Annotated in this window: 21 protein-coding genes and 1 tRNA gene; 11 read left to right on the forward strand and 11 right to left on the reverse strand. The window is 36.8% G+C overall.

Annotated features, from left to right (window positions below; genetic code table 11):
• Window positions 1-14: 14 nt before the first annotated feature.
• The 7 genes from prwr041_RS09740 to prwr041_RS09770 form a co-directional block, all read right to left on the reverse strand.
• Window positions 15-941, reverse strand: coding sequence for a hypothetical protein (locus prwr041_RS09740; protein ID WP_207153603.1), 927 nt, complete (start codon window positions 939-941; stop codon window positions 15-17).
• 14 nt (window positions 942-955) lie between these two features.
• Window positions 956-2,539 (reverse strand): RagB/SusD family nutrient uptake outer membrane protein, encoded by a 1,584-nt coding sequence (locus prwr041_RS09745; protein WP_237072204.1) that lies wholly within the window; start codon window positions 2,537-2,539, stop codon window positions 956-958.
• An 11-nt stretch (window positions 2,540-2,550) separates the two neighbouring features.
• The gene (locus prwr041_RS09750; RefSeq protein WP_237072205.1) at window positions 2,551-5,892 is read right to left on the reverse strand and encodes a SusC/RagA family TonB-linked outer membrane protein; all 3,342 of its coding nucleotides are present in this window, start codon (window positions 5,890-5,892) and stop codon (window positions 2,551-2,553) included.
• A 263-nt stretch (window positions 5,893-6,155) separates the two neighbouring features.
• Window positions 6,156-6,389: a hypothetical protein gene (locus tag prwr041_RS09755; RefSeq protein WP_207153604.1), complete on the reverse strand. Its 234-nt coding sequence runs from the start codon at window positions 6,387-6,389 to the stop codon at window positions 6,156-6,158.
• A gap of 124 nt (window positions 6,390-6,513) precedes the next feature.
• A tRNA-Lys gene (locus prwr041_RS09760) sits at window positions 6,514-6,586 on the reverse strand.
• Window positions 6,587-6,691: 105 nt separating this feature from the next.
• Window positions 6,692-7,795, reverse strand: coding sequence for an AI-2E family transporter (locus prwr041_RS09765; protein WP_207153605.1), 1,104 nt, complete (start codon window positions 7,793-7,795; stop codon window positions 6,692-6,694).
• Window positions 7,788-8,381, reverse strand: coding sequence for a thymidine kinase (locus tag prwr041_RS09770; RefSeq protein WP_207153606.1), 594 nt, complete (start codon window positions 8,379-8,381; stop codon window positions 7,788-7,790). Before prwr041_RS09770 ends, prwr041_RS09765 begins: the two co-directional genes overlap by 8 nt.
• Before the next feature lie 334 nt (window positions 8,382-8,715).
• Between prwr041_RS09770 and rsmI the strand changes: the two genes are divergently transcribed.
• Together rsmI and prwr041_RS09780 are read left to right on the forward strand one after the other, a co-directional pair.
• Entirely contained in the window at window positions 8,716-9,426 is a 711-nt protein-coding gene (gene rsmI / locus prwr041_RS09775; RefSeq protein ID WP_207153607.1) for a 16S rRNA (cytidine(1402)-2'-O)-methyltransferase, read from the forward strand.
• Window positions 9,423-10,277 carry a Cbp1 family collagen-binding glycoprotein adhesin gene (locus tag prwr041_RS09780; RefSeq protein ID WP_207153608.1) on the forward strand — a complete coding sequence of 285 codons (855 nt, stop codon included), beginning with the start codon at window positions 9,423-9,425 and terminating at the stop codon, window positions 10,275-10,277. The genes rsmI and prwr041_RS09780 overlap by 4 nt, the downstream gene beginning before the upstream one ends.
• 70 nt (window positions 10,278-10,347) lie before the next feature.
• Here prwr041_RS09780 and prwr041_RS09785 read toward each other — a convergent pair whose 3' ends face one another.
• A complete protein-coding gene (locus prwr041_RS09785) occupies window positions 10,348-10,797 on the reverse strand; it encodes a nucleoside deaminase (RefSeq protein ID WP_207153609.1) in 450 nt (149 codons plus the stop codon).
• Window positions 10,798-10,903: 106 nt separating this feature from the next.
• Here prwr041_RS09785 and prwr041_RS09790 point away from each other — a divergent pair, with 106 nt between their 5' ends.
• The 3 genes from prwr041_RS09790 to pyrH are packed head-to-tail and all read left to right on the forward strand — an operon-like array spanning window position 10,904 to window position 12,826.
• Window positions 10,904-11,293, forward strand: a complete 390-nt coding sequence (locus tag prwr041_RS09790; RefSeq protein ID WP_207153610.1) for a YraN family protein — start codon at window positions 10,904-10,906, stop codon at window positions 11,291-11,293.
• Window positions 11,294-11,313: 20 nt separating this feature from the next.
• Window positions 11,314-12,084: a biotin--[acetyl-CoA-carboxylase] ligase gene (locus tag prwr041_RS09795; RefSeq protein WP_207153611.1), complete on the forward strand. Its 771-nt coding sequence runs from the start codon at window positions 11,314-11,316 to the stop codon at window positions 12,082-12,084.
• Window positions 12,085-12,115: 31 nt separating this feature from the next.
• Entirely contained in the window at window positions 12,116-12,826 is a 711-nt protein-coding gene (gene pyrH / locus prwr041_RS09800; RefSeq protein WP_018462521.1) for a UMP kinase, read from the forward strand.
• Between the two features lie 74 nt (window positions 12,827-12,900).
• Here the strand turns inward: pyrH and prwr041_RS09805 are convergent, their stop codons facing one another.
• Genes prwr041_RS09805 through prwr041_RS09815 form a run of 3 tightly spaced genes read right to left on the reverse strand, consistent with a single transcriptional unit; the run spans window position 12,901 to window position 14,587 of the window.
• Window positions 12,901-13,167, reverse strand: a complete 267-nt coding sequence (locus prwr041_RS09805) for a DUF4834 family protein (protein ID WP_207153612.1) — start codon at window positions 13,165-13,167, stop codon at window positions 12,901-12,903.
• 3 nt (window positions 13,168-13,170) lie between these two features.
• Entirely contained in the window at window positions 13,171-13,884 is a 714-nt protein-coding gene (gene pssA, locus prwr041_RS09810; protein ID WP_207153613.1) for a CDP-diacylglycerol--serine O-phosphatidyltransferase, read from the reverse strand.
• A gap of 7 nt (window positions 13,885-13,891) precedes the next feature.
• Window positions 13,892-14,587, reverse strand: a complete 696-nt coding sequence (locus prwr041_RS09815; RefSeq protein ID WP_207153614.1) for a phosphatidylserine decarboxylase family protein — start codon at window positions 14,585-14,587, stop codon at window positions 13,892-13,894.
• Window positions 14,588-14,727: 140 nt separating this feature from the next.
• On the opposite strand from prwr041_RS09815, the gene dnaE reads away from it, so the two are divergent.
• The 6 genes from dnaE to prwr041_RS09845 all read left to right on the forward strand — a co-directional run bounded on the left by dnaE (window position 14,728) and on the right by prwr041_RS09845 (window position 25,650).
• Entirely contained in the window at window positions 14,728-18,435 is a 3,708-nt protein-coding gene (gene dnaE / locus prwr041_RS09820) for a DNA polymerase III subunit alpha (protein ID WP_207153615.1), read from the forward strand.
• A gap of 1,366 nt (window positions 18,436-19,801) precedes the next feature.
• Window positions 19,802-20,542 carry a sugar phosphate nucleotidyltransferase gene (locus prwr041_RS09825; protein WP_207153616.1) on the forward strand — a complete coding sequence of 247 codons (741 nt, stop codon included), beginning with the start codon at window positions 19,802-19,804 and terminating at the stop codon, window positions 20,540-20,542.
• Window positions 20,543-20,562: 20 nt separating this feature from the next.
• Window positions 20,563-21,366: an ATP-grasp domain-containing protein gene (locus prwr041_RS09830; RefSeq protein WP_207153617.1), complete on the forward strand. Its 804-nt coding sequence runs from the start codon at window positions 20,563-20,565 to the stop codon at window positions 21,364-21,366.
• 8 nt (window positions 21,367-21,374) lie between these two features.
• Window positions 21,375-22,316, forward strand: coding sequence for a CDP-alcohol phosphatidyltransferase family protein (locus prwr041_RS09835; RefSeq protein WP_207153618.1), 942 nt, complete (start codon window positions 21,375-21,377; stop codon window positions 22,314-22,316).
• A gap of 2 nt (window positions 22,317-22,318) precedes the next feature.
• A complete protein-coding gene (locus tag prwr041_RS09840) occupies window positions 22,319-23,020 on the forward strand; it encodes an HAD family hydrolase (RefSeq protein ID WP_207153619.1) in 702 nt (233 codons plus the stop codon).
• A 14-nt stretch (window positions 23,021-23,034) separates the two neighbouring features.
• The gene (locus prwr041_RS09845; protein ID WP_207153620.1) at window positions 23,035-25,650 is read left to right on the forward strand and encodes a DUF5686 family protein; all 2,616 of its coding nucleotides are present in this window, start codon (window positions 23,035-23,037) and stop codon (window positions 25,648-25,650) included.
• The last annotated feature ends 30 nt before the right edge of the window (window positions 25,651-25,680 follow it).

Consider the following 25,680-nt stretch of genomic DNA (forward strand, 5'->3'; position numbering starts at 1 on the left):
ATGCATATTGTTTGTTAGAATTTGTAGCCAAGAGAAAGTATGATTTTTTTCATTACCATGTATTTCTCAAGTATTATTTCGTTATTGTATGTATCTTTTACGTACTGATCGTCTTTTTCTACAACAAGTTTTGCAAAGTCTTTTATATCTTCTACTTTATTTGGGTAATAGCTATATAAAATAAATCCACTTAAATAGTGTGGACCTATAAAACCACTCTCTTGCATCAATTTCAAATTTGATTCATCATCCCATGGTGTTGTTTCTGATGAAGTTTCATATAAATTGTCACAAAACTTAGTAAATGGTTCTAGTATGCTGGCTTCTTGACTTGACACTTTGTCTGCTACAATAGTAGCGGATAAATCTTTTGCAAATTGTTGTGTATCAGATTCGTCCATATCGAAGATGTCTTGAATGCCAATAGCCGTGGCTCTATTTCCGACTACAGATCCTTGTTCAGAATCATAACTATACGAGTTATCATTAATAGCATATTTTGTGATACTATTTACGAGAAGCCAAGAATAAGGCCTTAGCTGTGCACTTAAATGAGGTAGTATATTTTTCTCTATAAAGTTGGCTGCGGCCCTTTTCTTTTCGATATCTTTTATGTAGGTATATTTATAAGCAAAATAAGCCTGTGATGACATGATGTAAGGAACATCTACTGTTTCAGTCTGATATATGGTTTCACCATTTGGCTTTACTCCGATAGAATCATGCCTCAAAGTATCATTAAAAAGTAAGTAACATCCATTGGTTTTATAAAATTCTTTTCTCAACAGAGATTCTTCATCATTAGCGTTGATATCTGCTGCGAAATAGTTTTTTTCTGGTACTTCTGGTGTGATATTATCTTCTTTGTCTCCACATGAAAAGAGAGATAAGGATATAAAACCACCGTACACTAATATTCCTAATGTCTTATATTTTTTCATTTCTTCCGTTTTTTTTATTCTACATAAAACGTTCTCTCGCCCCTTTCATTATTCTTCATGCCTGTATTCATTAATAATGTTTCATGAGGTATTGGAAGTGTATATCCCCAATCATTAGGTTCGAGAGTGAATACGTGGCATGATGTCTTTTCATATGAATCGCGATTTACATAATAATAGTAATGATGTATAATGCTCTTTGCTTCTGGATATTTCTCGCATACTGCATAGCGGCGTAAGTCAAACCATCTTTGACCCTCAAGGCATAACTCTCTTTCGCGTTCACAACGTATAGTTTTTATCAAATCATAGCCAGTGGCTGCAACTTCATAATCTGTTCCGGTTTTGTAGCGGTATTGACGTAATGTATTTAACATTTTACGTGCCTCTTCATCATGTCCCATATATGCTTCAGCTTCAGCCTTTATTAGGTATGCCTCAGATGACCTAAATAAAAATTTGTCAGACAATTCTGTTGTAATTTTATTATATGGACTATCGTAGGCATAAAAGTAGTAATCAGGCATATCTTCTGTCTGTGTAAGTGTAGTACTTAGCATATCCATCTTTTTATATCCATGAAATGTTCCGTAAGTCCATATATATTTAGTTTTTCTAAGATCATCGTCCGAGTAAAGATTGTAAATGCTATCTGAAATGGTAAAGCTTTTGTATTCACTGGTCGTAAAATTACACAAAGCATTACTTCCCATAGAGAATATGTTCTCTGCAGAAGATGGTGATACAATTCCCTTATTTTGTTGAATCGTATTCAGCTGTGTTAAAGACGGATGGCTGTCAATAACCTTTTGAGCATATTCAGATGCTTTATCCCAATTCTGCATATAGAGATATACTCGGCTAAAAAGAAAATTAACTGCTGTAGAATCAGCTCTATATATAGTTTTCTGCTTTCCATATTCTGTTAACTCTCTTTCTGCAATCTGCAGATCGCTTAGTATTAAATCATAACATTCTTGTACGGTGTTACGATTAAATATTTTGTCTTCTACAGTTTCTGATGTCTTTATTGGCACTCCTAAATCTGTTGATGCGGTACTGGGCGTATAGGCTTTACCATATAGATTTACTAAAAAGAAATAATAATATGCTCTTAAGAATCTAGCTTCACCATCGACTTTAGATTTCCCGATTTTTTCACCTTGCGTAGTTTCTGGTAATTTATTAGCACTATATATAATATTATTTACAACATTTATATGTTTGTACATTTGCTCCCAGCATTCATTTTCTTTATTGAATCCTGTATAAGAATCATTCTGTCCTGATCTTGCTTGCCATGTATAATATCCAAAAACCTTTTCTTTACCATCGTATTGCATTGTATTTCCATCATAACTAATGGTGTTTTCATCTAATTCATCACCTAGAAAATGTATAAAATATTCATTGTCATTGACGTTTGCAATGTTGTCACTCTGGAACTGAGGTAAATAACCATCTCCAATAAGTAACTCGTTAAGATCTTCCCAAGAACGTACATAATCTGTATCTTGTGAATACTCTTTTAGAAAATCAGAACAACCGGATACCATAACAGTTGTCATAATTGTATATAACAATATTTTAAATTTCATGATCGTCTATTTTAGAATTGAACATTTATACTAATTGTATAGTAGGGATTGTCAGAAAGCTGGACATCTGAAAATCCAGATTGAGTTGGAGTTTGTCCTTTTAGTTTACTGTTGCATAATGTATATAAATTGTTACCAGCAGCAGTGATCGAAAGTCTTTGTAGCCCTAATTTAGGTAATAGCTTTTCAGACAATTCATATGTAAGACTTAAACTAGCTAGGCGTATATAATCTGCACTGATGACTCTAATATCAGAATAGTCGTACATTGTATATGAGTCGGTAGCTATTTGCACACCTTGATATTGATTTCCTGATGACCAATGCTGGTCATATTTATAATAGTTCAAACTTGTTTTACTCATTATTGATGGAATATTTGTCCGAGCTTCATCCCCAGGTTTTATCCATCTGTCTAATAAAGTTCTATTCAGATTATATTCAGGATATATATTTCCTGGTCCTGATTGATACATAGTTGCACCTTGTCCAAAGACTTTGAATAATCTTACTTTGTTTCCCATGGCATAATCCATTAGTATTCCGAGTCTAAAATTTTTGTAACTCAAAGTACTGCTTATGCTACCTGTTATATCAGGATCTCTCTTTCCTGATTTTGAAAGAACTCTCATGAACGTTTCATACTTACTTAATCCAAGTAATTCGTTTGATCTATCTTGATAGTCATCAAACAAAGGACCACCATCTTCCGGATTTAGTCCTATGAATCTATAAGAGTAAAATGTTCCTAGTGATTGTCCATTGATTACAGCAGTGCCATTGAGATAATCGTTTAGTGAGTAAGAATCTTCTCCTGGTGATGTTTTCATCTTATTTATAACTTTGGATAAAGATGCAGACACAAGCCAATTCCAATCCTTATTTTGAATTGGTATAGCAGTTATAGAGAAATTATAACCCTTATTTATTATTTCGCCAGAGTTAACAATATATGATGTATAGCCATTAATGTCAGAAATAGTTTTATTCATGAATGCATCTGTTGTCTTTTTATAGTAGTATTCAAGTTCTAACATTAGTCTGTTCTTAAATAAAGAGGTCTCAAATCCAGTACTAAAAGAATGGGTCTTTTCCCATTTTAAATCAGGATTAGCATTGCTTGCTGTTGTAGAAGTCATTTCTGAATAATGCGTGTCATAAGAACCTTTTGTCAGTGTTAGTACTGGACTTTGTCCGTCTAGCATATTTCCTTGTTCTCCATATGATATCTTCCAGTTTATAGCGTCTAGCCAGTTGAGTTTTATATGTGCTATTTCTTTTATGTTTGCTACTCCAGATGTAGACCATACAGGAAGTATTTTTTCATTAGACCTATCTCCAAATTTATTTGAGCCATCATATCTCGTATTTGCGTTAACAGTAAAATATTGCTTGTAACTATATGATAGAGTTCCATAAACAGATAGCAGGTTCGTTTTTGAATCTGTTATAATAGGCACATTTGTACCTAACCACGAAAGATATGTTTTATACTTATCGGGTATACTTGTTACAAACTTTTTACCGCGATCTAAGTAATATCCACGTTGCGTATATTGGTCACCATTATAATGCGTCGAATTTGCTTCAAATCCAACAGCTAGATTAATATTATGTTGTAAATCTGATCCAAAATATTTATTTACATTGCCCTGAATACGGGCAGTCCAGTTATTTTGTCCTATATTATTGTTAGATAGTTCTCCGCCAAAAGGCATCTGGCTATCTTCATTAGGCTCAACTCCAAGTGACGTTTTTCTCAGATTGCCTGCATACCAGCTTTTTTCGCCATACCAGCCTTCAATATTTGTGTTTGTTGTATTATAAGACATTATACCATTAAAAAACAACCAGTCTGTAGGGTTGTAACGTAGGTTTACTGTCGCTTTCATACCGTTTTCTATCTGTTTCTTATAACTATTGTCCAGCTCATTAAGTATATTGAAGCTCATGATCCCTTGAATCCCGGAAGCAATTTTATTGTAAAAGAAATAAGATCCATCATCATTGTATGCTGGTAAAACCCTACTCGTGCGGTAAGCATAATCAATAGGAGAAAGATTATCCTGATCATACTGCTTATTAGTGTGATATACATTCAACTGCATTGAAGCTTTGACCTTTTCAGTTATTGTGAAGTCTAGATTTGTTGAGGCTGTATATCTTTGATTTGTATTATTGTTTATGACATCATTATCGTCTGTATATCCCAGTGATGCGTAATATCTAAATTTGTCAGATCCACCAGAGATGTTGGCAGAGTGATCAGCTGAAAAAGAATCCTTTGTCAATAGTTTAAACCAATCAGTGTTTTGTGTTTCTGATTTTGCGACCGCTGTATTAAACTGATCTTGAGAATATGTTCCATTATAGTATTTGTTGACAGCATCTTCATATCCAATATATGTCATATCATTAGGGTATGAGTAATGCATACCTACAAGATATTTGGAAATGTCAGTGCGTTCTTGAGAATTCATCAGGTTTATTTTACGGTCAGAATACCGAGGTCTTCTTCGGTAAGTTCCATTGAAGTTGTAAGATATTACAGGCTTTCCTGCACGTCCCTTTTTTGTTGTAACTACAATTACTCCATTAGCTGCTCTGGTTCCATAAAGAGCTGTAGCTGCAGCATCCTTTAATACATCAATACGGTCAATATCTTGAGGATTTATTCCAGATATGGCATTGCCAATTCTATTTACATAGTCAGGATCGTTTATCACGTCTGCTGATAAGTTTACTGGATCGCTTACGATTATACCATCAACAACCCATAGAGGTTCACGATTTCCGATAAGGGTTGATGTTCCGCGAATACGTATTTTAGGTACAGCATTAACCTCTGAACTAGAATTTGTTACCACAAGATCAGGTATACGGCCTTGTAACATTTTGTCTAGGCTTGAAACACCAGGTCTATCAATTTGATTCATGTTTACAGAAGTCACAGAACTTGTAAGATTTCTCTTGTCAATTTGTTGGTATCCTGTCACTACTACTTCTTCTGTAGTATGGGTATCATCATCGTTCATTACAATTAGTTGTACCGTGCCGTCTTTTCTTACATTTTCTGTTACTGATTTACATCCTATGAATGAGCATATAACTTGCATATGATTAGATCTTTTAACATGAAGTTCATAATGTCCATTTTCATCTACAGATGTCCCTATTTTTGTGCCTACAATTCTAATTGTAGCACCGATTAGGGGCTCTCCATTACTATAATTAACCTTGCCGCTTATTACAATATTTTCTCCTTTTGTAGTTTCTTGCGCATTAATATTGTCTGTTACTAATGCAATAAAGAACATAATCAGTAATAGCTGAAACAATCTTTTTTTTCCCATACTAGTTTGTTTGTGATAAATTCATAATTTTGTATAATATCTGTATGGAGTGCAAAATTAATCTTTTTTTTTGTAAACATATCCTTTTTCTCGTTTTTCTGCATTAAATGTTTGAAAATATGCAGTTTTTGGTGTTATTGTGTAACTTTTTTAGTGGTTTTTAATTACATTGTGAATAATTGCTGTTTGAAAATTAAAGATCATGGTTGTTTGTTATTTGTTTCAATCTTATGATACTAAACTCATTTTAATTTGCACATTATTTATCTATAATAGTTTATCTCTATTTCTGATAAAACTATAATTTCAGTATTCACTGCACTCAGAACAAATAGTACAAGACCTGCATCTGCCTTTGAAGAAGTTGTTATATATTCTTTATTTAACGGCTTTATACTACCATGATATAAGACATTAACTTCTCTGATAAAGTTTGGCTCTTGTGCAAGCATGTAACTGGGAAGAAGCAATAAAAGCATTAATAATGTCTTTTTCATATTATATATTTTATTTTATAGTCAGTTTTTGTCAGGTGCTGATATAGAATTTTTCATGTGTGTATATAAAATCTTTATATAACAAAAAAGGACTATTTGTAAAAAATAGTCCTTTGCTTTTTTGTGATCCGCATGGGGCTCGAACCCATGACCCCAACATTAAAAGTGTTGTGCTCTACCAGCTGAGCTAGCGGATCAATCATCTTCCTGTTTGAAAGCGAGTGCAAAGGTAAATAAATTTATTGAAACAGAAAAAATATTGATGAAGAATATTCTCTATTTAACTTATTTAAACAATTAAGCTACTCTTTGGATTCCGTATTAGGGGATATTTCTTTCGTCTTATGTTCTTTGGTTACATATCTCTGCCAGTAGGCTATTAATAGTGTTGTAAGGGGTAAGGCGACAATTAGACCAATGAATCCTAACAATGCACCCCATATTGATAATGAAAGTAATAGTATTGCTGGGTTTAATCCCATTGCCTTTCCCATTATCTTAGGAGTTATTATCATATCGCTTATAATCTGAATTACGACAAACAGCCCTAAAGCTATACCAAAGATAACCCAGAAGTTCTGTCCGGTATCAGCTGCTTTGAGCATTGCAAGGAATGCTGTAGGGATTAAAGCAAAGGTATGAAGATATGGAACTAAGTCCAAAATACCAATAAGGATGCCTAAACCTATTGCCATAGGGAAGTCCATGATACTGAAGCCTATGCAGAACATAATTCCCATACATAAAGCCACCGTTCCCTGACCACGGATGTAGTTGTTGAGCTCACGTTTCACATCCTGCATCAGTTCTTGCCAAAATGGACGATTCTTGGTTGGAAAAATGCGTATCCAGTTGGTTGTGAGATATTCATAGTCAAGAAGTATGAAAAACATATATAATAACGTGATCAAAGAAGCAATGATGCTTATTATGATATTCGCAGTCTGGCCAACAAACGTAAATACTTTAGGCATTGCTGTCTTAACGGCATCGCCGAAGTCCTTGCTGTTGAATATCTTTTTAAGTTGTGTTTGGTTGTCTTCTATCCAACGTGAAATGAGTGCAGTGATGTTATTGGTATGTGTTGTGTCGTGTACCCAACGCGTTATGACGCCTCCAAGTTTATCAAATTGCTCAATCATTGGTGGAATTATTAGATAAATTATTCCACCGATGACACAACATAGAAGTAACATCGTGATAAGGATGCTTATTGCGCGTACACGTATGTGCATCTTATTTTCGATAAACTGCACTATTGGATAAATAAGGTATGCCAGAAGCCATGCCACGAAGAATGGTAGTAGAACTCCACTAAGGTAGTTTACCAGCAGAAGTACTGCAATTATTAGCAGACCAGTTCCTGTCCATCGGATGAAACGGTCAAAGGTTATTTCTTTACTCATGGTTTATTTTTTCTTCTTTTATAGCCTTTTGATAGCAATCTCTGCATAAAGGTTCATATTCTTCCTTTTCACCTAGCATGACGCGATGGTCATTATTTACCAATCGATGGCTGACGTATGCCAATGAACCGCATTTTACGCATATTGCATGTACTTTAGTTACTTCGTCGGCAATAGCACAAAGGGCAGGGATTGGACCGAATGGAGCACCTTTGTAGTCCATGTCCAGACCAGCGATGATAACTCTAACGCCACGGTTGGCAAGTTGATTGCATACGTCAACAAGTCCATCATCAAGGAATTGCGCTTCATCTATACCAACAACGTCTATGTCTGAAGCCAATAGAAGTATTGAGCCTGATGAATCGATTGGGGTAGAATGAATGACATTCTGATCGTGACTCACTACGTCTTCCTCAGAAAAACGTGTGTCAATTGCCGGTTTGAAGATCTCAACCTTCTGTTTGGCAAATTTTGCTCGCTTCATTCTACGAATCAGTTCTTCTGTTTTCCCAGAGAACATTGAACCGCACACCACCTCAATTCGTCCTGGGCGATGTGATTCTCCTGTTAAATTTTCAGTCATAATACTGCAAAGATAGTGCAAATCTTGTAGAGAACAAAATGAATTTATTCATTTTTTATCTCAAGATGCTGCCTATTTTATTTAAAGATAGTGCAAAAATGCCACTATAATACAATGATGATGCTATTACTTGTTAAATCAGAGTGCGCTATCATGGTAAATGCTGTATTTAAATAAATGTAGGCATAATCCTGCAAATCATAACCCAGATAGCAGCTTTTGGCCATATTTCGTTGTGGTTTCACTTTTTTTTAGTGCAAACGTTTTAAAAATTGCAAAGAAATGACAAGTTATTTTGCAATTGGGCTTTTATTGTATATATTTGTGATTGATTATGGGAATACTATATATTGTACCTACTCCGGTGGGAAATATGGAAGACATGACCTTGAGGGCCATGCGCATATTAAAAGAGGCAGATTTAGTGCTTGCGGAGGATACCAGAACATCGGGTCTTCTTTTAAAGCATTTTGAGATAAAAAATCACCTGATGTCACACCATAAGTTTAACGAACATGGTACTGCATCGGGAATAGTTGAGCGCTTGAAAGCTGGACAAATCATTGCTTTGGTAAGTGATGCCGGCACACCAGGGATAAGTGATCCTGGTTTTTATCTGGCGCGAGAGGCTGCAAACGCAGGTATTACCGTACAGACTTTGCCAGGTGCTACGGCATGTATTCCGGCAATAGTTTCTTCGGGATTACCATGTGATAGATTCTGTTTTGAAGGGTTCCTGCCACAAAAGAAAGGTCGTCAAACTCATTTGTTGTCTTTGCAGACTGAAAGCAGAACGATGATATTCTATGAATCGCCATATCGTTTAGTAAAAACATTGACGCAGTTTGCTGAGGTTTTCGGAGAAGACAGACAGGTGAGTGTGGCAAGAGAAATATCGAAATTACATGAGGAACATGTAAGAGGAACCTTGAAAGAGGTGATAGAACATTTTACCGAAACAGAACCACGAGGTGAAATCGTGATTGTGCTTGCTGGTTTAAATGAGAAAAAAGATAAAAAACTTAAAAGGGAGATTAAATCATGAAAAAGTTATTGTTTGTAACTGTTGGTGCGTTGTTGCTGACTTTTACTAGTTGTAAACAAGATAAGACGAAGGTTAATCTTGAAAAGGTTGAGCAAAGTGACTCTCTACAGAGTATCATTTCTCAAAAGGATAGTGACATCAATGATATGATGGGCACGATGAATGAAATCCAAGAGGGTTTCAGACAGATTAACGAGGCTGAAAACCGAGTTAATATTGTGAAGGATGGTGAAGGTGCTGATAAAAAGAGTCAGTTGAGACAAAATATAAAGTTTATTTCTGCAACTATGCAGAAGAATCGTGAACTTATTGGCAAGTTGCGTCAGCGTCTAGCTAACAGTAGTCTCAAGGGTACACAACTCAAGGCTACTATTGATAATCTTGTCAAGCAGCTTGATGAGAAAGATCAGCAGTTGCAGCAGTTGAGAGCAGAACTTGATGCAAAGGATATTCATATTTCTGAACTTGACGAAACTATCAACAATTTGAATACCAATGTAAGTAACCTCACTACTGCTAATACTCAGAATACTCAGACTATTAACAGTCAGGATGCACAGTTGAATACTGCTTGGTACGTATTTGGAACAAAGAATGAGTTGAAGGAACAGAGAATTGTAGAAGGAGGTAAAGTTCTTCAAACAAACTTCAATAAGAATTATTTTACGAAGATTGATATTCGTGTGGACAAGAATATAAAACTGTATTCTAAGTCTGTTAAGATTCTTACATTGCATCCGTCTAGCAGTTACACACTTGCACGAGACGCAAATAAGCAATATGAGTTGACAATTACTAATCCTCAGATTTTCTGGAGTACAAGTAAGTATCTTGTCATTCAGGTTAAGTAAAGGTGACGGATTGATAAGAAATAAAAAAAAGCAGGAATGGAGTTGTTACTCTGTTCCTGCTTTTTCTTTTTTATCTTACTTTCATAAAAAAGTTCTGCATTATTTCCCTGCATTCATCTTCAATAACTCCTGCCGTAACAGTTGCCTTTGGATGAAGTGCTTTTGGTGCAATCTTTGTATATCCGCGTTTTTCATCTGGAGCCCCATATACTACTCTGCTAATTTGTGCCCAACCAATGGCACCGGCACACATTGTACATGGTTCTACCGTCACATAAAGTGTGCAGTCACATAGGTATTTGCCTCCTAACATGTCAGCAGCTGATGTTATTGCCTGCATTTCAGCATGTGCCGTAACATCGTGAAGCGTTTCTGTTAGATTGTGAGCACGGCTTATGATACGGTCGTTGCAAACGATCACAGCTCCAATAGGAATTTCGTTGGCTTCTGCTGCAAGTCTTGCTTCAACCAAAGCCTTGCGCATATAGAATTCGTCTTTCTTTATTTGATCTTCATTCATGCTTGCAAAGTTATTAAATTTATAATAAATAATTTGATGTGTGGAATAAAAATTGTACTTTTGTGTCTGTAAAGACTACGTTTGTCTTACATAGAAAATATAATAAATGGCAGTTCATAATGATTTAGGTAAATGGGGGGAAGACTATGCCGCTGAATACTTGCTGAAAAAAGGTTATGAAGTTATCAGCAGAGATTGGCGACTTGGTAAACGTGATATCGATATCGTGGCACGAACAGAAGACGGATTGACTGTGGTGTTTGTAGAGGTTAAGACTCGTGCAACTGATGTCATTGTGAGCCCTGAAGATGCAGTTGATGAAAGAAAAATAAAGAGTATCGGCTGGGCTGCCAACGCTTACGTTAAGGAGTTTCAAATATATGATGATATTAGATTTGACATCATCACAATCGTTGGAACAAAGCCGCAAGATGCAAGCTTAGAACATATTATCGATGCGTTTAATCCTGTGTTAGCGATGAACGGTAATCATTAGAATTTATTACATTATTATATATGTGGTGCTTTAATAGAAATAAAAAGAAAACAGTTAAACCTAATATCATTTGGCTTGACGAAACTGATTCTACAAATAATTATCTGAAGAATTATGTTCCTGCTTCTGATCAAAAAATAAGTGTTGTAGTTGCCGATTATCAGAAATCAGGTAGGGGACAAGGTGACAATACATGGGAGAGTGAAGGAGGTAAAAACCTTTTATTCAGTATTTTGGTTCATCCAGTCATGGTCCCAGTACATTGTCAATTTCTGCTTTCAATGGCTGAAGCTCTAGCAGTGAAAGAAACTTTGGATAAATACACAGATGGGATAACTTTGAAGTGGCCTAACGATATATATTGGAATGATAAAAAGATTGGTGGCACACTTATAGAAACTACTCTAGGTGGTGGACATATAAAGAACTGTATTTTCGGTACCGGTATTGATGTTAATCAGACTGAGTTTAAAAGTAGTGCACCTAATCCTGTTTCATTGAAAAACATCATAGGAAATGATATAGACAGAAAAGTACTTATGGATGAAATAGTTAATTCATTCACGAAGTATTATGCAATGATAGAGAATGGACAGTATGGTGACATCTCTGCTTTATATCATTTGGCATTATATCGTAGACATGGTTTCTTTAAGTATCGTGACAAGAAAACAGATGAAGTTTTTGATGCAGCGATAATAGAAGTGGGAGATGATGGAACTTTAGTTGTTAGAGACAGGAATGGCATTATCAGCGAATATCGTTTCAAGGAGATAGAAACGGTGTTGTAAGCAAGTATACAAAATAAACAAATAATATATTATGGCAAGATTTAAGAGAATTCTTCTTAAACTAAGTGGTGAGAGTCTTATGGGCAAACAAGGATTCGGTATTGATCCTGATCGTCTTTCAGACTATGCCAAGCAGATTAAGGAAGTGCACGAGATGGGTGTGCAGATCGGAATAGTTATCGGTGGCGGTAACATCTTCCGTGGGTTGAGTGGTAGTCAAAAAGGTTTCGACCGTGTAAAGGGAGACCAAATGGGAATGTGCGCTACAGTCATAAACTCTTTGGCGTTGAGCAGTGCCTTGGGAGCGATAGATGTAAAGACTAAAGTTCTTACCGCTATTCGCATGGAACCTATTGGTGAATTTTATAGCAAATGGAAAGCTATAGAGGCTATGGAAGCTGGATATGTTTGCATCTTCTCTGCTGGCACAGGTAGTCCTTATTTCACTACAGATACAGGTAGCTCTTTGCGTGGTATCGAGATAGAGGCAGACGTAATGCTGAAAGGTACACGTGTAGACGGTGTTTATACTGCTGATCCAGAGAAAGATCCTACAGCTACAAAGTTCAGCGATATTACTTTTGATGATATCTACACACGTGGACTTAAAGTAATGGACCTTACTGCAACAACAATGTGCAAGGAAAACAATCTTCCAATCTATGTGTTCAATATGGATGTTGTCGGTAATCTTAAAAAGGTTATGGCTGGTGAGGAGATTGGTACGTTGGTACACAATTGATGAATTTCAAAAAAAGTATATACGAAAAATGCGAAGAATATCTTATTCTCCGCATTTTTTATATTTAAAGTTTATTACTTTTCTTCTTCAGTATAATCAACATATTCACCTTCATCCTTAGTGAATATCTTTTTATTTGCATCTTCCGGATTGCGTGTGTCAATCACCTTTTCGTCATCACCGTAAGAGTTATATTTGCCGTGTCGTTCTCCATTGTTCCCATTTTGCTTATTAAATTGGTTCATTCCGTTTCTGAAGAGATTCAGGATGCGGAAAGCAAAAATCAAAATAAAGAGGAAAAGTGCTATGAACAGCATTAATATAAACTTGAAAATAAACATACGTTATTTCTCCTTATTATTTAAATTTAGTATTACTGAAATGATGAAATATAATGAAATGACTATCCACCATGCTTCTAAGATTCCAAAAACAGCTACGCAGAATACCGATAAAGCCATAAAGCAATACTTAACCTTATTGTCCTTCCAACCCCATTGCTTAAATTTAAGCGCAAACATAGGAATCTCGGATATCAGTAAGTAGCAACTTATTAAAACCAATACTATAACAACTAATACAGACCAATTATTTCCTTCAAGCCATGTCGGATTTGCTACTACAAGTGAACCCCAAAACAAAGCATTAGCTGGAGTTGGTAGTCCGATGAATGATGTAGTCTGTCGCTCATCAAGATTGAACTTTGCAAGACGTAGTGCTGAGAATGCAGCCATTACAAATGCTATATAAGGAATAAATTGGCGCATAGGTTCCATAAAAGACGGATATTCCAAAACGCCAAGTTCTGCAAATACTATTGTTGCTGGCGCTACACCGAATGTCACGTCATCAGCAAGTGAATCAAGTTCCTTGCCAATTGGTGAAGATACATGTAGTAAGCGTGCGCTCATTCCATCAAAAAAATCAAATACAGCACCTATGATAATCCATATAAGAGCCATTTTTGGATTTCCGCTGAAAGCATAAGTGGTAGCAATGCAGCCTGAAATAAGATTACAGCATGTGATGCTGTTAGGAATGTGTTTCTTGAAATTCATTTTTCTTTCAACCTTTTAACTTTGCGATAACGGTCTGGTCACCAGTAGTGGCTTGACCCATCTTTACGCAAACTTCAGTGCCGATAGGCAAGAACACGTCAACACGGCTTCCAAGTTTGATGAATCCTAAATGCTCATCAATGTAGCAGTCTTCACCTTCTTTTGCGTATGTTATAATACGGCGTGCCATAGCTCCCGCAATCTGGCGGCACAGAACTTCCTGTCCGTCTGGAGTTTCGATCATTATATCAGCATGTTCATTTTCTTCACTAGCTTTAGGAAGCCATGCTTTATGGTAGTTTCCGTTCTTGTGATTTACGAATTTAACTTTTCCGTCAACAGGGAACCAGTTGGCATGAACATTGAAAAGACTCATGAAAATACTGATCATGAGTCGGCGATCGTGAAAATATTCGTTTTCTTCTACCTCTTCAATAACGACAATTTTGCCATCAGCAGGTGCGACAACTATATTTTCAGTATCGTCATCTTCTGAAAATCTGCGTATTGGACAGCGATAGAAGTTTAATACTATACTATATATAACTCCGAAAATTACGATGAAACTCCAAAAAGGAAGTTTGTTGTCTAAACGGTTAAGCAACAAAGCAATTGCGGCCAATATAATAAAGCCGTAGAGTAGCGTATCTGTACCCTCACGGTGAATGCGTATCTTCTTAAATTTCTTAATTCTTTTTATCATAGGTAAATTAGGATAGTACTAATTGAATGCAAAGATAATTATTTTTTATCGTTTCCGCAAATATAAGAATAAAAAACGACTTTTTATTTTGTGTTTTGCTCGATTTGCAGTAACTTAGCAACTCAAAACGAAAATATTATATGGAAGACTTCATCCACTTACACGTTCATACCAATTATTCTATCCTTGACGGACAGTCAAAGATACCTAAACTAGTAGACAAGGCTATCAAAGACGGCATGAAGGGCATGGCGATCACCGATCACGGTGTGATGTTCGGCATAAAAGAGTTATCTGATTATTGTGCAGGAGTAAACAAGAAGCGAAAGGCAGAGGGGCTTGAACCATTCAAGCCTATTCTGGGATGCGAGATGTATGTTGCTCATCATAGATTGGAAGATAAAGTGAAGGACAATGGTGACAATTCAGGTTACCACCTTATTGTCTTGGCAAAGAACTATAATGGTTACAAAAATCTTATAAAACTAGTCAGTAAGTCTTGGGTAGATGGTTATTATTATCGTCCACGTACAGACAGATTTGAACTTGAAAAATATCATGAAGATCTTATTATTTGTTCTGCTTGTCTAGCAGGTGAGGTTCCTGCAAAAGTTCTTCATAATGATTTGGCTGGTGCTCGTGAAGCTTGTGAATGGTATCATCGAGTGTTTGGTGATGACTTTTATTTGGAGTTGCAGCGTCATGAGGTGAAAGACCCTTCCTTACTGGCAAACAGAGAAGCATTTCCACTTCAACAAAAAGCTAACAAAGTCTTAATTGAGTTTGCTAAAGAATATGGTATAAAGCTTATTTGCACAAATGATGTTCACTTTGAGGATAAGGAAACTGCTGAAGCTCATGACCATTTGCTTTGTCTAGCAACAGGTAGGGATCTAGATGATCCTAACCGTTTGAGATATAGTAAGCAGGAATGGTTTAAGACCAAGGCTGAGATGAACGAGATATTCTCAGATGTTCCAGAAGCCATGGCTAATACTTTAGAGGTGCTTGATAAGGTTGAAATATACAGTATTGAGCATGGACCTATCATGCCTTTTTTCCCGATACCAGAGGATTTCGGTACAGAAGAAGAATGGAGACATAAGATTACAGAGGAACAACTTTATAAGGAGTTTACTTCTGATGAGAACGGAGAAAATCAGTTGTCTGAAGAGGAAGGGCAGAAAGTTATTAAACGATTAGGTGGATATGACAAAATATATCGCATCAAGTTTGAAGCAGACTATCTTGATAAATTGGCTTATGATGGTGCTAAGTTACTATATGGTGATCCTTTACCAGATAATGTAGTTGAGCATATTAACTTTGAGCTTCATGTGATGAAGACCATGGGTTTTCCTGGATACTTCCTTATCGTGCAGGACTTTATTAAAGCAGCGCGTACCGAATTGGGAGTTATGGTCGGTCCTGGACGTGGATCCGCAGCCGGTTCTGTTGTTGCCTATTGTTTGGGAATTACAAAGATAGATCCATTGAAATATGACTTGCTGTTTGAACGTTTCTTGAATCCGGACCGTGTAAACCTTCCTGATATTGATACCGACTTTGATGATGATGGGCGTGGAAAGGTGCTCCGTTGGGTTATGGATAAGTATGGTCATGAGAACTGTGCGCATATCATTACCTATGCAAGTATGGCGACAAAGAACTCAATAAAGGATGTCGCACGTGTGGAAAGGTTACCACTGGAAAAGTCAAATATGCTTTGTAAGGCTATTCCTGACCGTTTGCCAGATGGCTTGAAAATGAATCTTACGAACGCCATTAAATGTACCCCTGAATTGAGGGAGGCTGAAGTGTCAACTGATACACGTGAGCGTAATACGATTAAATATGCTAAGATGCTTGAGGGTACGGTGCGTGGAACTGGTATTCATGCCTGTGGTTTCATTATCTGCCGCGACCCTATAAGTGACTGGGTTCCTGTTTCTACAGCTGATGACCCTGATTTTCCTGGATTGAAAACTGCCGTAACACAATATGATGGGCACGTGATTGAGTCAACGGGGCTTATCAAGATGGACTTCTTGGGATTAAAGACTCTTTCGGAGTTGAAGGAAGCTTGCAAGGTTATCAAGAAGACTGTTGGTGATGATATTGATCTGGACACAATTCCTATTGACGACGAACTTACCTATAAACTATATCAGGAAGGACGTACAATCGGAACATTCCAGTTTGAGTCTCCTGGTATGCAGAAGTATCTACGTGAACTTCATCCTACAGTATTCGAGGACCTTATTGCCATGAATGCTTTGTATCGTCCAGGACCAATGGATTATATACCAGACTTTATTAAGAGAAAGCATGATCCGTCTCTTGTTACTTATGATATTCCATGTATGGAGAAGTATCTTAAGGATACTTACGGTATCACGGTATATCAGGAGCAAGTTATGCTTCTTTCCCGTCAGTTGGCTAGTTTCACTCGTGGTGAGAGTGATGCGTTGCGTAAGGCGATGGGTAAAAAGAAGAAGGCTATTGTTGACGCAATGAAGCCTAAGTTCATTAAGCAGGGAAAAGAGAATGGTCACGATCCTAAGGTCTTGGAAAAGATATGGACCGACTGGGAGAAGTTTGCTTCTTACGCTTTCAATAAGTCTCATGCAACATGTTATTCTTGGGTAGCTTATCAGACTGCATATATCAAGGCTCATTATCCAGCTGAATATATGGCTGCGCTGATGACTCGTCGATTTAGTCAGATTACCGAAATCACCAAGTTGATGGAGGAGTGTCAGAATATGAAGATAGCCACTCTTGGACCAGATGTTAACGAGAGTTACTCTAAGTTTGGTGTAAACAAGAAAGGTGAAATTCGTTTCGGTCTGTCAGCCATTAAAGGAATGGGAGAGGGGGCTGCTCTTGCTATCGTGAAGGAACGAGAGGATCATGGACCTTACAAAGATATATATGATTTTGCTGAACGTGTTGATTACAGCAATGTAAATAGAAAGGCTTTTGAATCTCTTGCTTTGAGTGGTGGCTTTGATAGTTTTGCATTCCAACGTGAACAGTATTTGGCAGCTAATTCAAAAGGAGAAGTATTCCTTGATGTGTTAGTTCGTTATGGTCAGTTGTTTCAGACAGAACAGCGTGAAGCTCAGAATTCACTCTTTGGTGGAGAGCAAGCTGTTGAGATAGCGCGCCCTCAGCCTGTAGAAGCAGAAGGTTGGAGTAATATTGAAAAATTGAATCGCGAGCGAGATCTTGTTGGAATATATATAAGTGCTCATCCGCTAGATGAATTCAGTATCATCTTGAATACGATGTGCAACACTCATTGTTCAGAACTAGACAATAAGCAAGAGTTGGCAAAGAAAGAAGAAATAACTTTGGGCGGTATTGTTACTGGAGTTAAATCAAAGTTTACTAAGACTGGTAAACCATGTGGCTTTGTCACGTTAGAAGATTTTGAAGGTAGCGGTGAACTTGCTTTTTTCGGTGAAGACTGGGGCAAATGGCGAGGATTGCTTACCGAGGGCTGCATCGTGTATATCAAAGCTAAGTGCCAGCAGAAGTATCGTGATAGTGATTACTATGATTTCCGCATTTCTGATATTCAGTATATGCAGACAGTGAAGGCAAATCGCCTAGAGAAGTTCACTATAACAATCAACAGTGATGCGATAGATGAGACTGTGGTCACTGATATTTCTACAATGGTAGAGAAGGCTGTTGGTAATACTCAGTTGTACATTCAGGTCATAGATCAGGAACATAATGTGAGTATGATGTTACGTTCAAATAATCATTCAATAGAGATAAAGAAAGACTTGCTGAATTATATAGAAAGTAATCCTGAGATGTCTTATCATGTAAACTAGTAGGAAATTTTCTTTATGATATATTAATGTATGTGCTCGCACGTCCACTAAAAAGTTCTCTGAAATCTAAGTGGTTGCATGTTGGTTATCAATATGTAGCCACTTAGCTACTTGTTTTTTTGTGTTATTTAGCTACGAAGCTACGGCATCTCTTGCAAAGCCTGTAAACAGAGGACCTGACGAGATATAGTTTGTAGAATTTAGCTACGGTAAGCTACGTTCTAACTACGTCAACTTTAGTTGTTTTAAGAATGAAAAGTATTCAATGAGTGAATTTGTCAAAGAACCGTTAACTGTATCTGAGGAACTGAGGATGTGAAAATAGATTCAGTAAACGAAAACAGAATTTTCAAGCTTGTTTAAGTGTTCTGCTGAATTCCGCTGAATTCTCTGCAAAGATATTGCAAAAAATTTGTCCATGCAATCAAATTTAGGTTAGACTGTTAGCCAAAGTTTTAATTATTGCGAGCTACACATCGTAATACATGTACGTATGCATACGCGCGCACTCAGACTTTTTCGTAAAAATAAGTGTCGAAGTGTCTATTCGTTGAGCATCAATTTGTTAGACATCTTTTCGAATCGAATAAAGTGACGGTTAATCGTCGGTAAAATATGGGTGAAAAATTCCTCATATTGCGTTGCACTTTATGGAGTAATTTGATGCGTTATTTGAAGTTTTGCAGTGCTTTTCTTCGTAAAATGCATTGCGTTTTACAAAGGAATAGGAGGTAAAACATCGTAGAAACGTTTGCATTTCTATATGGAAAGAGTTACGTTTCTATATAGAAACGCATGCAAAACTTGAAATTTGACCGTCAAATCACCGTCACTTTTATTAGTCAAATTCGTCGATAAAATATTGATATTCATTATGTTGACACTTCGACACTTATATTTTTTAAAACCCTAAGTGCGCGCGCACCGGCACGTACATTATATAAGCGGAAATGGATGCCGTAGCTAAAACGTAGTTCATCGAAGCTAAATGGACCTTGCTACGTGTTATTTTCCCCAGTGTTTATAGGCTTTGCGAGAGATGCCGTAGCTTCGTAGCTAAAAAACACCAAAAATGCATGGAAGACAGCCTAAATGTACAAAATTCAAATCGTCATTGAGAGATTTAGGCTCTAAACATTTTAAGTAGACCGTTGTGTTAATATGATAAATCATTCATTTTTATGATGGTTTCATTTTTAACGGCACACTAATGATTTAATATTATAATTGGTATTTTGATGTTTAAAAATATGAACGTGTACTATATATTACATGCTAAAAAACAAAATTGTGCAAAAAAGTTTTCTGTTTTAACTTATAATGTGTACTTTTGCTACGTTTTTAGTAGCTACAAAAAAATATTTAGATGAATTATGCAATTATTGCAGCAGGTGAAGGGTCACGTTTGGCACAAGAAGGCGTTAATGAACCTAAACCGCTGGTAAAAGTTCAGAATGAGCATCTTATAGACCGTTTAATACGTGTTTTCATGGATAACGATGCTGAAAAAATAACAATTATATGTAATAACCTCACGACAAAGGTTAGTCAGCATCTCTTGAAACTGGAGGAAGACGGACTGAATGGTAGACCAGTTCCTTTGAACTTTATCGTGAAGACAACCCCCAGTTCTATGCATAGCTTTTTTGAATTAAGTAAACTTCTTGATGAAAAGCCTTTTGTGATGACTACTGTTGATACAATATTCAAGGCAGAAGAATTTAAAGCATATATATCTGACTTCCGTGAATGTATAAATTCCGGCTATGACGGATTGATGGGAGTTACGGATTATATAGATGATGAAAAGCCTCTTTATGTAGGTACAGATAATGAATTAAATGTAACCGGGTTCTTTGATAATAATGAAAACGGTTGCAAATATATATCAGGTGGAATATACGGATTGAATGCTAAATCACTAGATACTCTCAATGACTGTATGGAACGTGGCGAGAGTAGAATGAGAAATTTCCAACGTGGACTTATCAGAGACGGAAGAAAACTGAAAGCTTTTTCTTTTTCAAAAGTCATGGATATAGACCATGCTGAAGATATTGTGAAAGCAGAACAGTTCTTGGGTCAATATGCACAAGTTTTGAAATAATATTCTGAACTTTACTATTTATGAAGATAATAGCTGTTAGGCGAGATGACAGGTTCTCTCCAAACTCAGTGGAGAAAGACAGGGCTATATTGCAAGCTGTATGCGACAGATTGCCGTATGATATTTCTATGATAGATGAGGACAAACTGTCTGTCTATGATGAAGCTGACGTATATCTGTCTATGGCAAGGCTTCCTGAAACATTGACTTTGTTGAAAACAAAGGAAGATGAAGGGGCTGTTGTCGTTAATTCTGCTTATGGTGTAGAAGCTTGTGGACGCAGAAAACTAGACAATATAATGTGTGACAATCATATACCAGTTCCTCCATCAGAAGGAAATTTTGGATATTGGCTCAAGCGTGGTGACGCTGCAGCTCAGTCTAAAAGTGACGTGGTTTATTGTAAAGATAGAGAAACGCTTGCCAATAAAGAGGCAGAATTCGTGATACGAGGGATAACAAGCTGGATCGTTCAGGCGCATGTGCCAGGCGACTTGGTGAAATTTTATGCTGTTAAAGGTGGCTTCTTTAGATATTTCTATCCAAACGACGACGGTGAGTCTAAGTTTGGTGATGAAAAACATAATGGTGATGCACGTCATTATGCTTTTGATGAAAAGCTTTTGAAAACCACGGCTAATAAAGTAGCACAGATTACAGGCATAGACGTGTATGGTGGAGACGCAATAATAACTGAAGACGGAGATTTTTATATAATAGATTTCAACGACTGGCCTAGCTTCTCTCGTTGCAGAGACATTGCAGCAGATGCTATTGCGAAGTTGACAACAAAGAAAAATAGTTTAAACATAATAAAAATATAAAAGGAATAATGAGTAGTTTTAAAGAATTGTTACAGGCATCTTTTAAGTCAAATGATACAGAAGAGTGGTTGGATGTGCATTTTACACGTCCAATAGGATTGGTATTTGCATTGTTTTGGAATAAGCTCAACGTGCATCCAAATACTATCACTGTATTATCAATATTCTTAGGCGTTGCAGCTGGTTACATGTTCTATTATCCCGATACTCAACATAATATAATGGGAGTGGTGCTGCTTATGTTTGCCAATTTCTGTGATTCTACAGACGGACAGATGGCAAGACTAACAGGCAAGAAAACATTGATTGGAAGAATGTTGGATGGATTTTCTGGCGATGTATGGTTTTTTTGTATATATTTGGCGATAGCATTCAGATTGATGAATGATAATATTCCAAACACAGATATGAAATGGGGCTTATGGATTTGGGCAGTGATAGTTGTTGCAGGTATTCTGTGCCATTCTCCACAAAGTTCTTTGTCAGATTATTATCGTCAGATACATTTGTTCTTTTTGAAAGGAAAGAGTGGAAGTGAACTGGATAGTTATGAAGGACAGAAAAAGGTGTTGGCAGAATTACCTGCAAAAGGATCATTCTGGGCACGTATCTTTTATTCAAATTATGCTAAGTATTGTCGCAGTCAGGAGAAACGTACACCGGAATTCCAAAAGTTCTTTAAACAATGGAACGAACTTGCAGGAAAAGAGGAATATAATGAAAAGAGAGAACAAGTTAAGAAAGAGTTTCTCGCTGGTTCACGTCCTCTAATGCCATATACAAACTTGCTGACATTCAATCTCAGAGCTATTGTATGCTATGTTTCATGTCTTATAAATCATCCTTGGATTTATCCGATGTTTGAGATTGTTATAATGAGCTTTATGTATATTTACATGCATAGTAAGCACGAAAAAATGTGCGCATCACTTATCGAAAAATTGAAATAAACATGATAAAAGGATACATATTTGACTACGGAGGTACTCTAGATACAGAGGGAGACCATTGGGGAAAGGTGCTGTGGCACTCATACCAAAGACAGAATGTGCCTGTTACAGAGGAACAGTTTCGTGAAGCTTATGTGTATGGTGAACGCACTTTGGGTAATGTGCCTATAATAAAGCCAGACTATACTTTTTACAAGACATTGGACACAAAGCTTAGACTGGAGATGGAATATATGTGCAGTGCAGGCTTTTGGGATGCAGGAGAAGATGAGTTGAATCGTATGCACAAGGCTGTACTTGATGATGTATATTCAGAAGTTCAGAAGGTTACAGATCACAGTCGTGACGTGCTTGAAAAACTTAATGCTAATTATCCAATGGTGCTTGTAAGCAATTTCTATGGCAATGTTGGCGTCGTTCTTAAAGAGTTTAAGTTAGATCATTTATTTCTTGCCATCGTAGAAAGTGCTGTTGTGGGAATTCGCAAGCCAGATCCACGTATCTATAAATTGGGTGTTGAAAAGCTTGGACTACAACCTGATGAAGTAGTTGTAGTAGGTGACAGCTTTTATAAAGATATTCAACCCGCCAATAAAATAGGTTGTAAAACGATTTGGTTTAAGGGTGAAGGATGGACAGATAAAGTATATGATGAAACATTGCCAGATAGAATAATAACAGATATTGCCCAAATATTACAATAGGAAATATATTAAGGATGAAAGGACTATACAGGACATACGCAACTATTCTGCTTTTGCTTATAACATCATTTGCAAAAGCGCAGATTGTAGGTTTTGTCACCGATGCAATAACCGGTGATACTATATCGTATCCAAGTGCTTCGTATAAAGGACAACATATTGCAGTCAGCGGTGATGTATTCGGAAAATTTGTTATCGAATACCATAACGGCTGGCCACTTACTATAAGCGCTGTGGGATATCAGTCAAAGACTTATAACCTGAAAGCTGATCAGCATGATGTGCTGCATGTGAAGTTGAAACCCGACACAAAAACATTAAAGGAAGTCGTGGTTAAGACAAAGAGAAAACGATACTCCAGAAAGGATAACCCTGCTGTAGAGTTGATGAGACGTGTGATCGCAGCAAAGAAAAAAACAGATTTGAGTAATCATGATTATTATCAGTATAATAAATATCAAAAGATTACCCTGGCTGTGAACGATATCCAAAAAGCTGATATCGACAGTGGATTCTTTGCAAAGAAGCAATGGCTTGTAGACCAGATTGAGACAAGTCCGTATAATCATAAACTGATATTGCCTTTGTCTGTTGACGAGACCGTTACACAACATATTTACAGAAAGAATCCGAAGAATGAGAAAGATATTATTATTGGTCAGCAAAGTAACGGAATAAACCAGTTGCTGGAGACAGGCGATATCCTTAATACAACATTGAAAGACGTGTTTACTGATGTCAACTTGTATGATGATCAAATACGTTTGCTTCAATATCCGTTTACAAGTCCTATTGGTAAAAATGCCATAGAATTCTACAGATATTATATTGAAGACACTGTATATGTGGATCACGACTTGTGTTATCATCTGCAATTCATACCAAACAACCAGCAGGATTTCGGATTCCGTGGCGAACTGTATGTCTTGGCTGATTCGTCATTGCATGTGAAAAGATGCGAACTAACCATACCAAAGCGCAGCGATGTGAATTTTGTGGAAAATCTTAATGTGAAACAGGAATACACAAAACTGCCAAATGGAGAATGGGTTTTGAGCGTTGATGACATGATTGTTGAGATGAAGGTCGCAAGTTTTTTGTCTAAAATACTTGTAACACGAACGACACGACTCAGTGACTATGCGTTTGATCCATTGCCGAAACAATTATTCAAAGGTAAAGCTGCCACTAAGCGAGAGTCAAACGCAATGATGCGTGATGAGGCTTTTTGGAATCAATATCGTACCGTGGGACTTACGAAAGGTGAGAGCAGTATGGATGCTTTCATACATCGTATAGAGCAGCAGAAAGGATTCAAATATATAATATTTGGTGTCAAGGCATTAGTAGAAAACTTTGTAGAAACTGGTGATCTCAATCATCCAAGTAAAGTGGATATTGGTCCGGTAAACACAATGATTACATCAAACTTTATTGACGGACTGCGTACACGTTTAAGTGCACAGACAACTGCCAATCTGAATAAGAATCTATTCTTCTCTGGATATTTTGCACGTGGTTGGGACAGTAAAAAGAACTATTATGAAGGAACTGTCACGTATTCTTTCAACAAGAAGGATTATCTGCCGAGAGAATTTCCAAAGAGAACAATAACTCTGTCTTCAACGTATGATATAATGGCACCGTCAGACAAGTTTGTTCAAACAGATAAGGATAATGTGTTTACTGCATTCAAATGGGCTACGGTAGATAAAATGATGTTCTATAATACTCAGCGACTCGATTTTGAATGGGAGTCTGAATGGGGTTTGAAAACAACTTTAGGCTTGAAAACAGAAGAGAATGAGGCGGCTGGTCGTCTGTTCTTTATACCGTTGAGTAGTATGAATGATGCTAATCAGACTCTTGTAGAACAGCTAAGAAATCTTGATGACAGTCAGGTGGGCAAGTATATCCATAACGGAAAAATACGCACGACTGAACTTAATTTGGGATTCCAACTTTCACCGGGACGTACATATATCAATACAAAACAACGTCGTATTCCTATAAATCTAGATGCACCTGTATTCTCTTTGAACCATACGATGGGAGTCAAGGGATTGCTTGGGGGCGACTACACTTATAATTTTACAGAAGCAGGTATCTATAAACGCTTTTGGATGAATAGCTGGGGAAAGATTGATATGTACGTAAAAGCAGGAGCACAGTGGAACAAAGTTCCTTATCCTTTACTTATAATGCCGGCTGCCAACTTGAGTTATATTGTTGAGGATGAAACCTTCAATTTGATAAACAATATGGAATTCCTGAATGACCGTTATGCGAGTCTTGACGTGAGTTGGGACCTTAATGGAAAGATTTTTAACAGAATTCCTCTATTTAAGAAATTGAAATGGCGTGAGTATATAGGTGTAAAGACTCTATGGGGAAAACTTACAGACAAGAATAATCCTATGTTGCCACAGAATGCAATGGACAATACACTGATGGCTTTCCCAGAAGGATGTTATGTAATGGATCCTAATAGACCATACGTGGAACTTGTTGCTGGAATACATAATATCTTTAAGATAATGCATGTGGAATATGTACATAGATGCAATTACACCGGACTTCCTACTGCACATAAAGATGGAATAAGGTTTATGCTAAGAATGACATTCTAGCAATCGGAAAAATGACAAATATAAATTAAA

Source organism: Prevotella herbatica (genome assembly GCF_017347605.1).
GTDB classification, from domain to species: Bacteria; Bacteroidota; Bacteroidia; order Bacteroidales; family Bacteroidaceae; genus Prevotella; species Prevotella herbatica.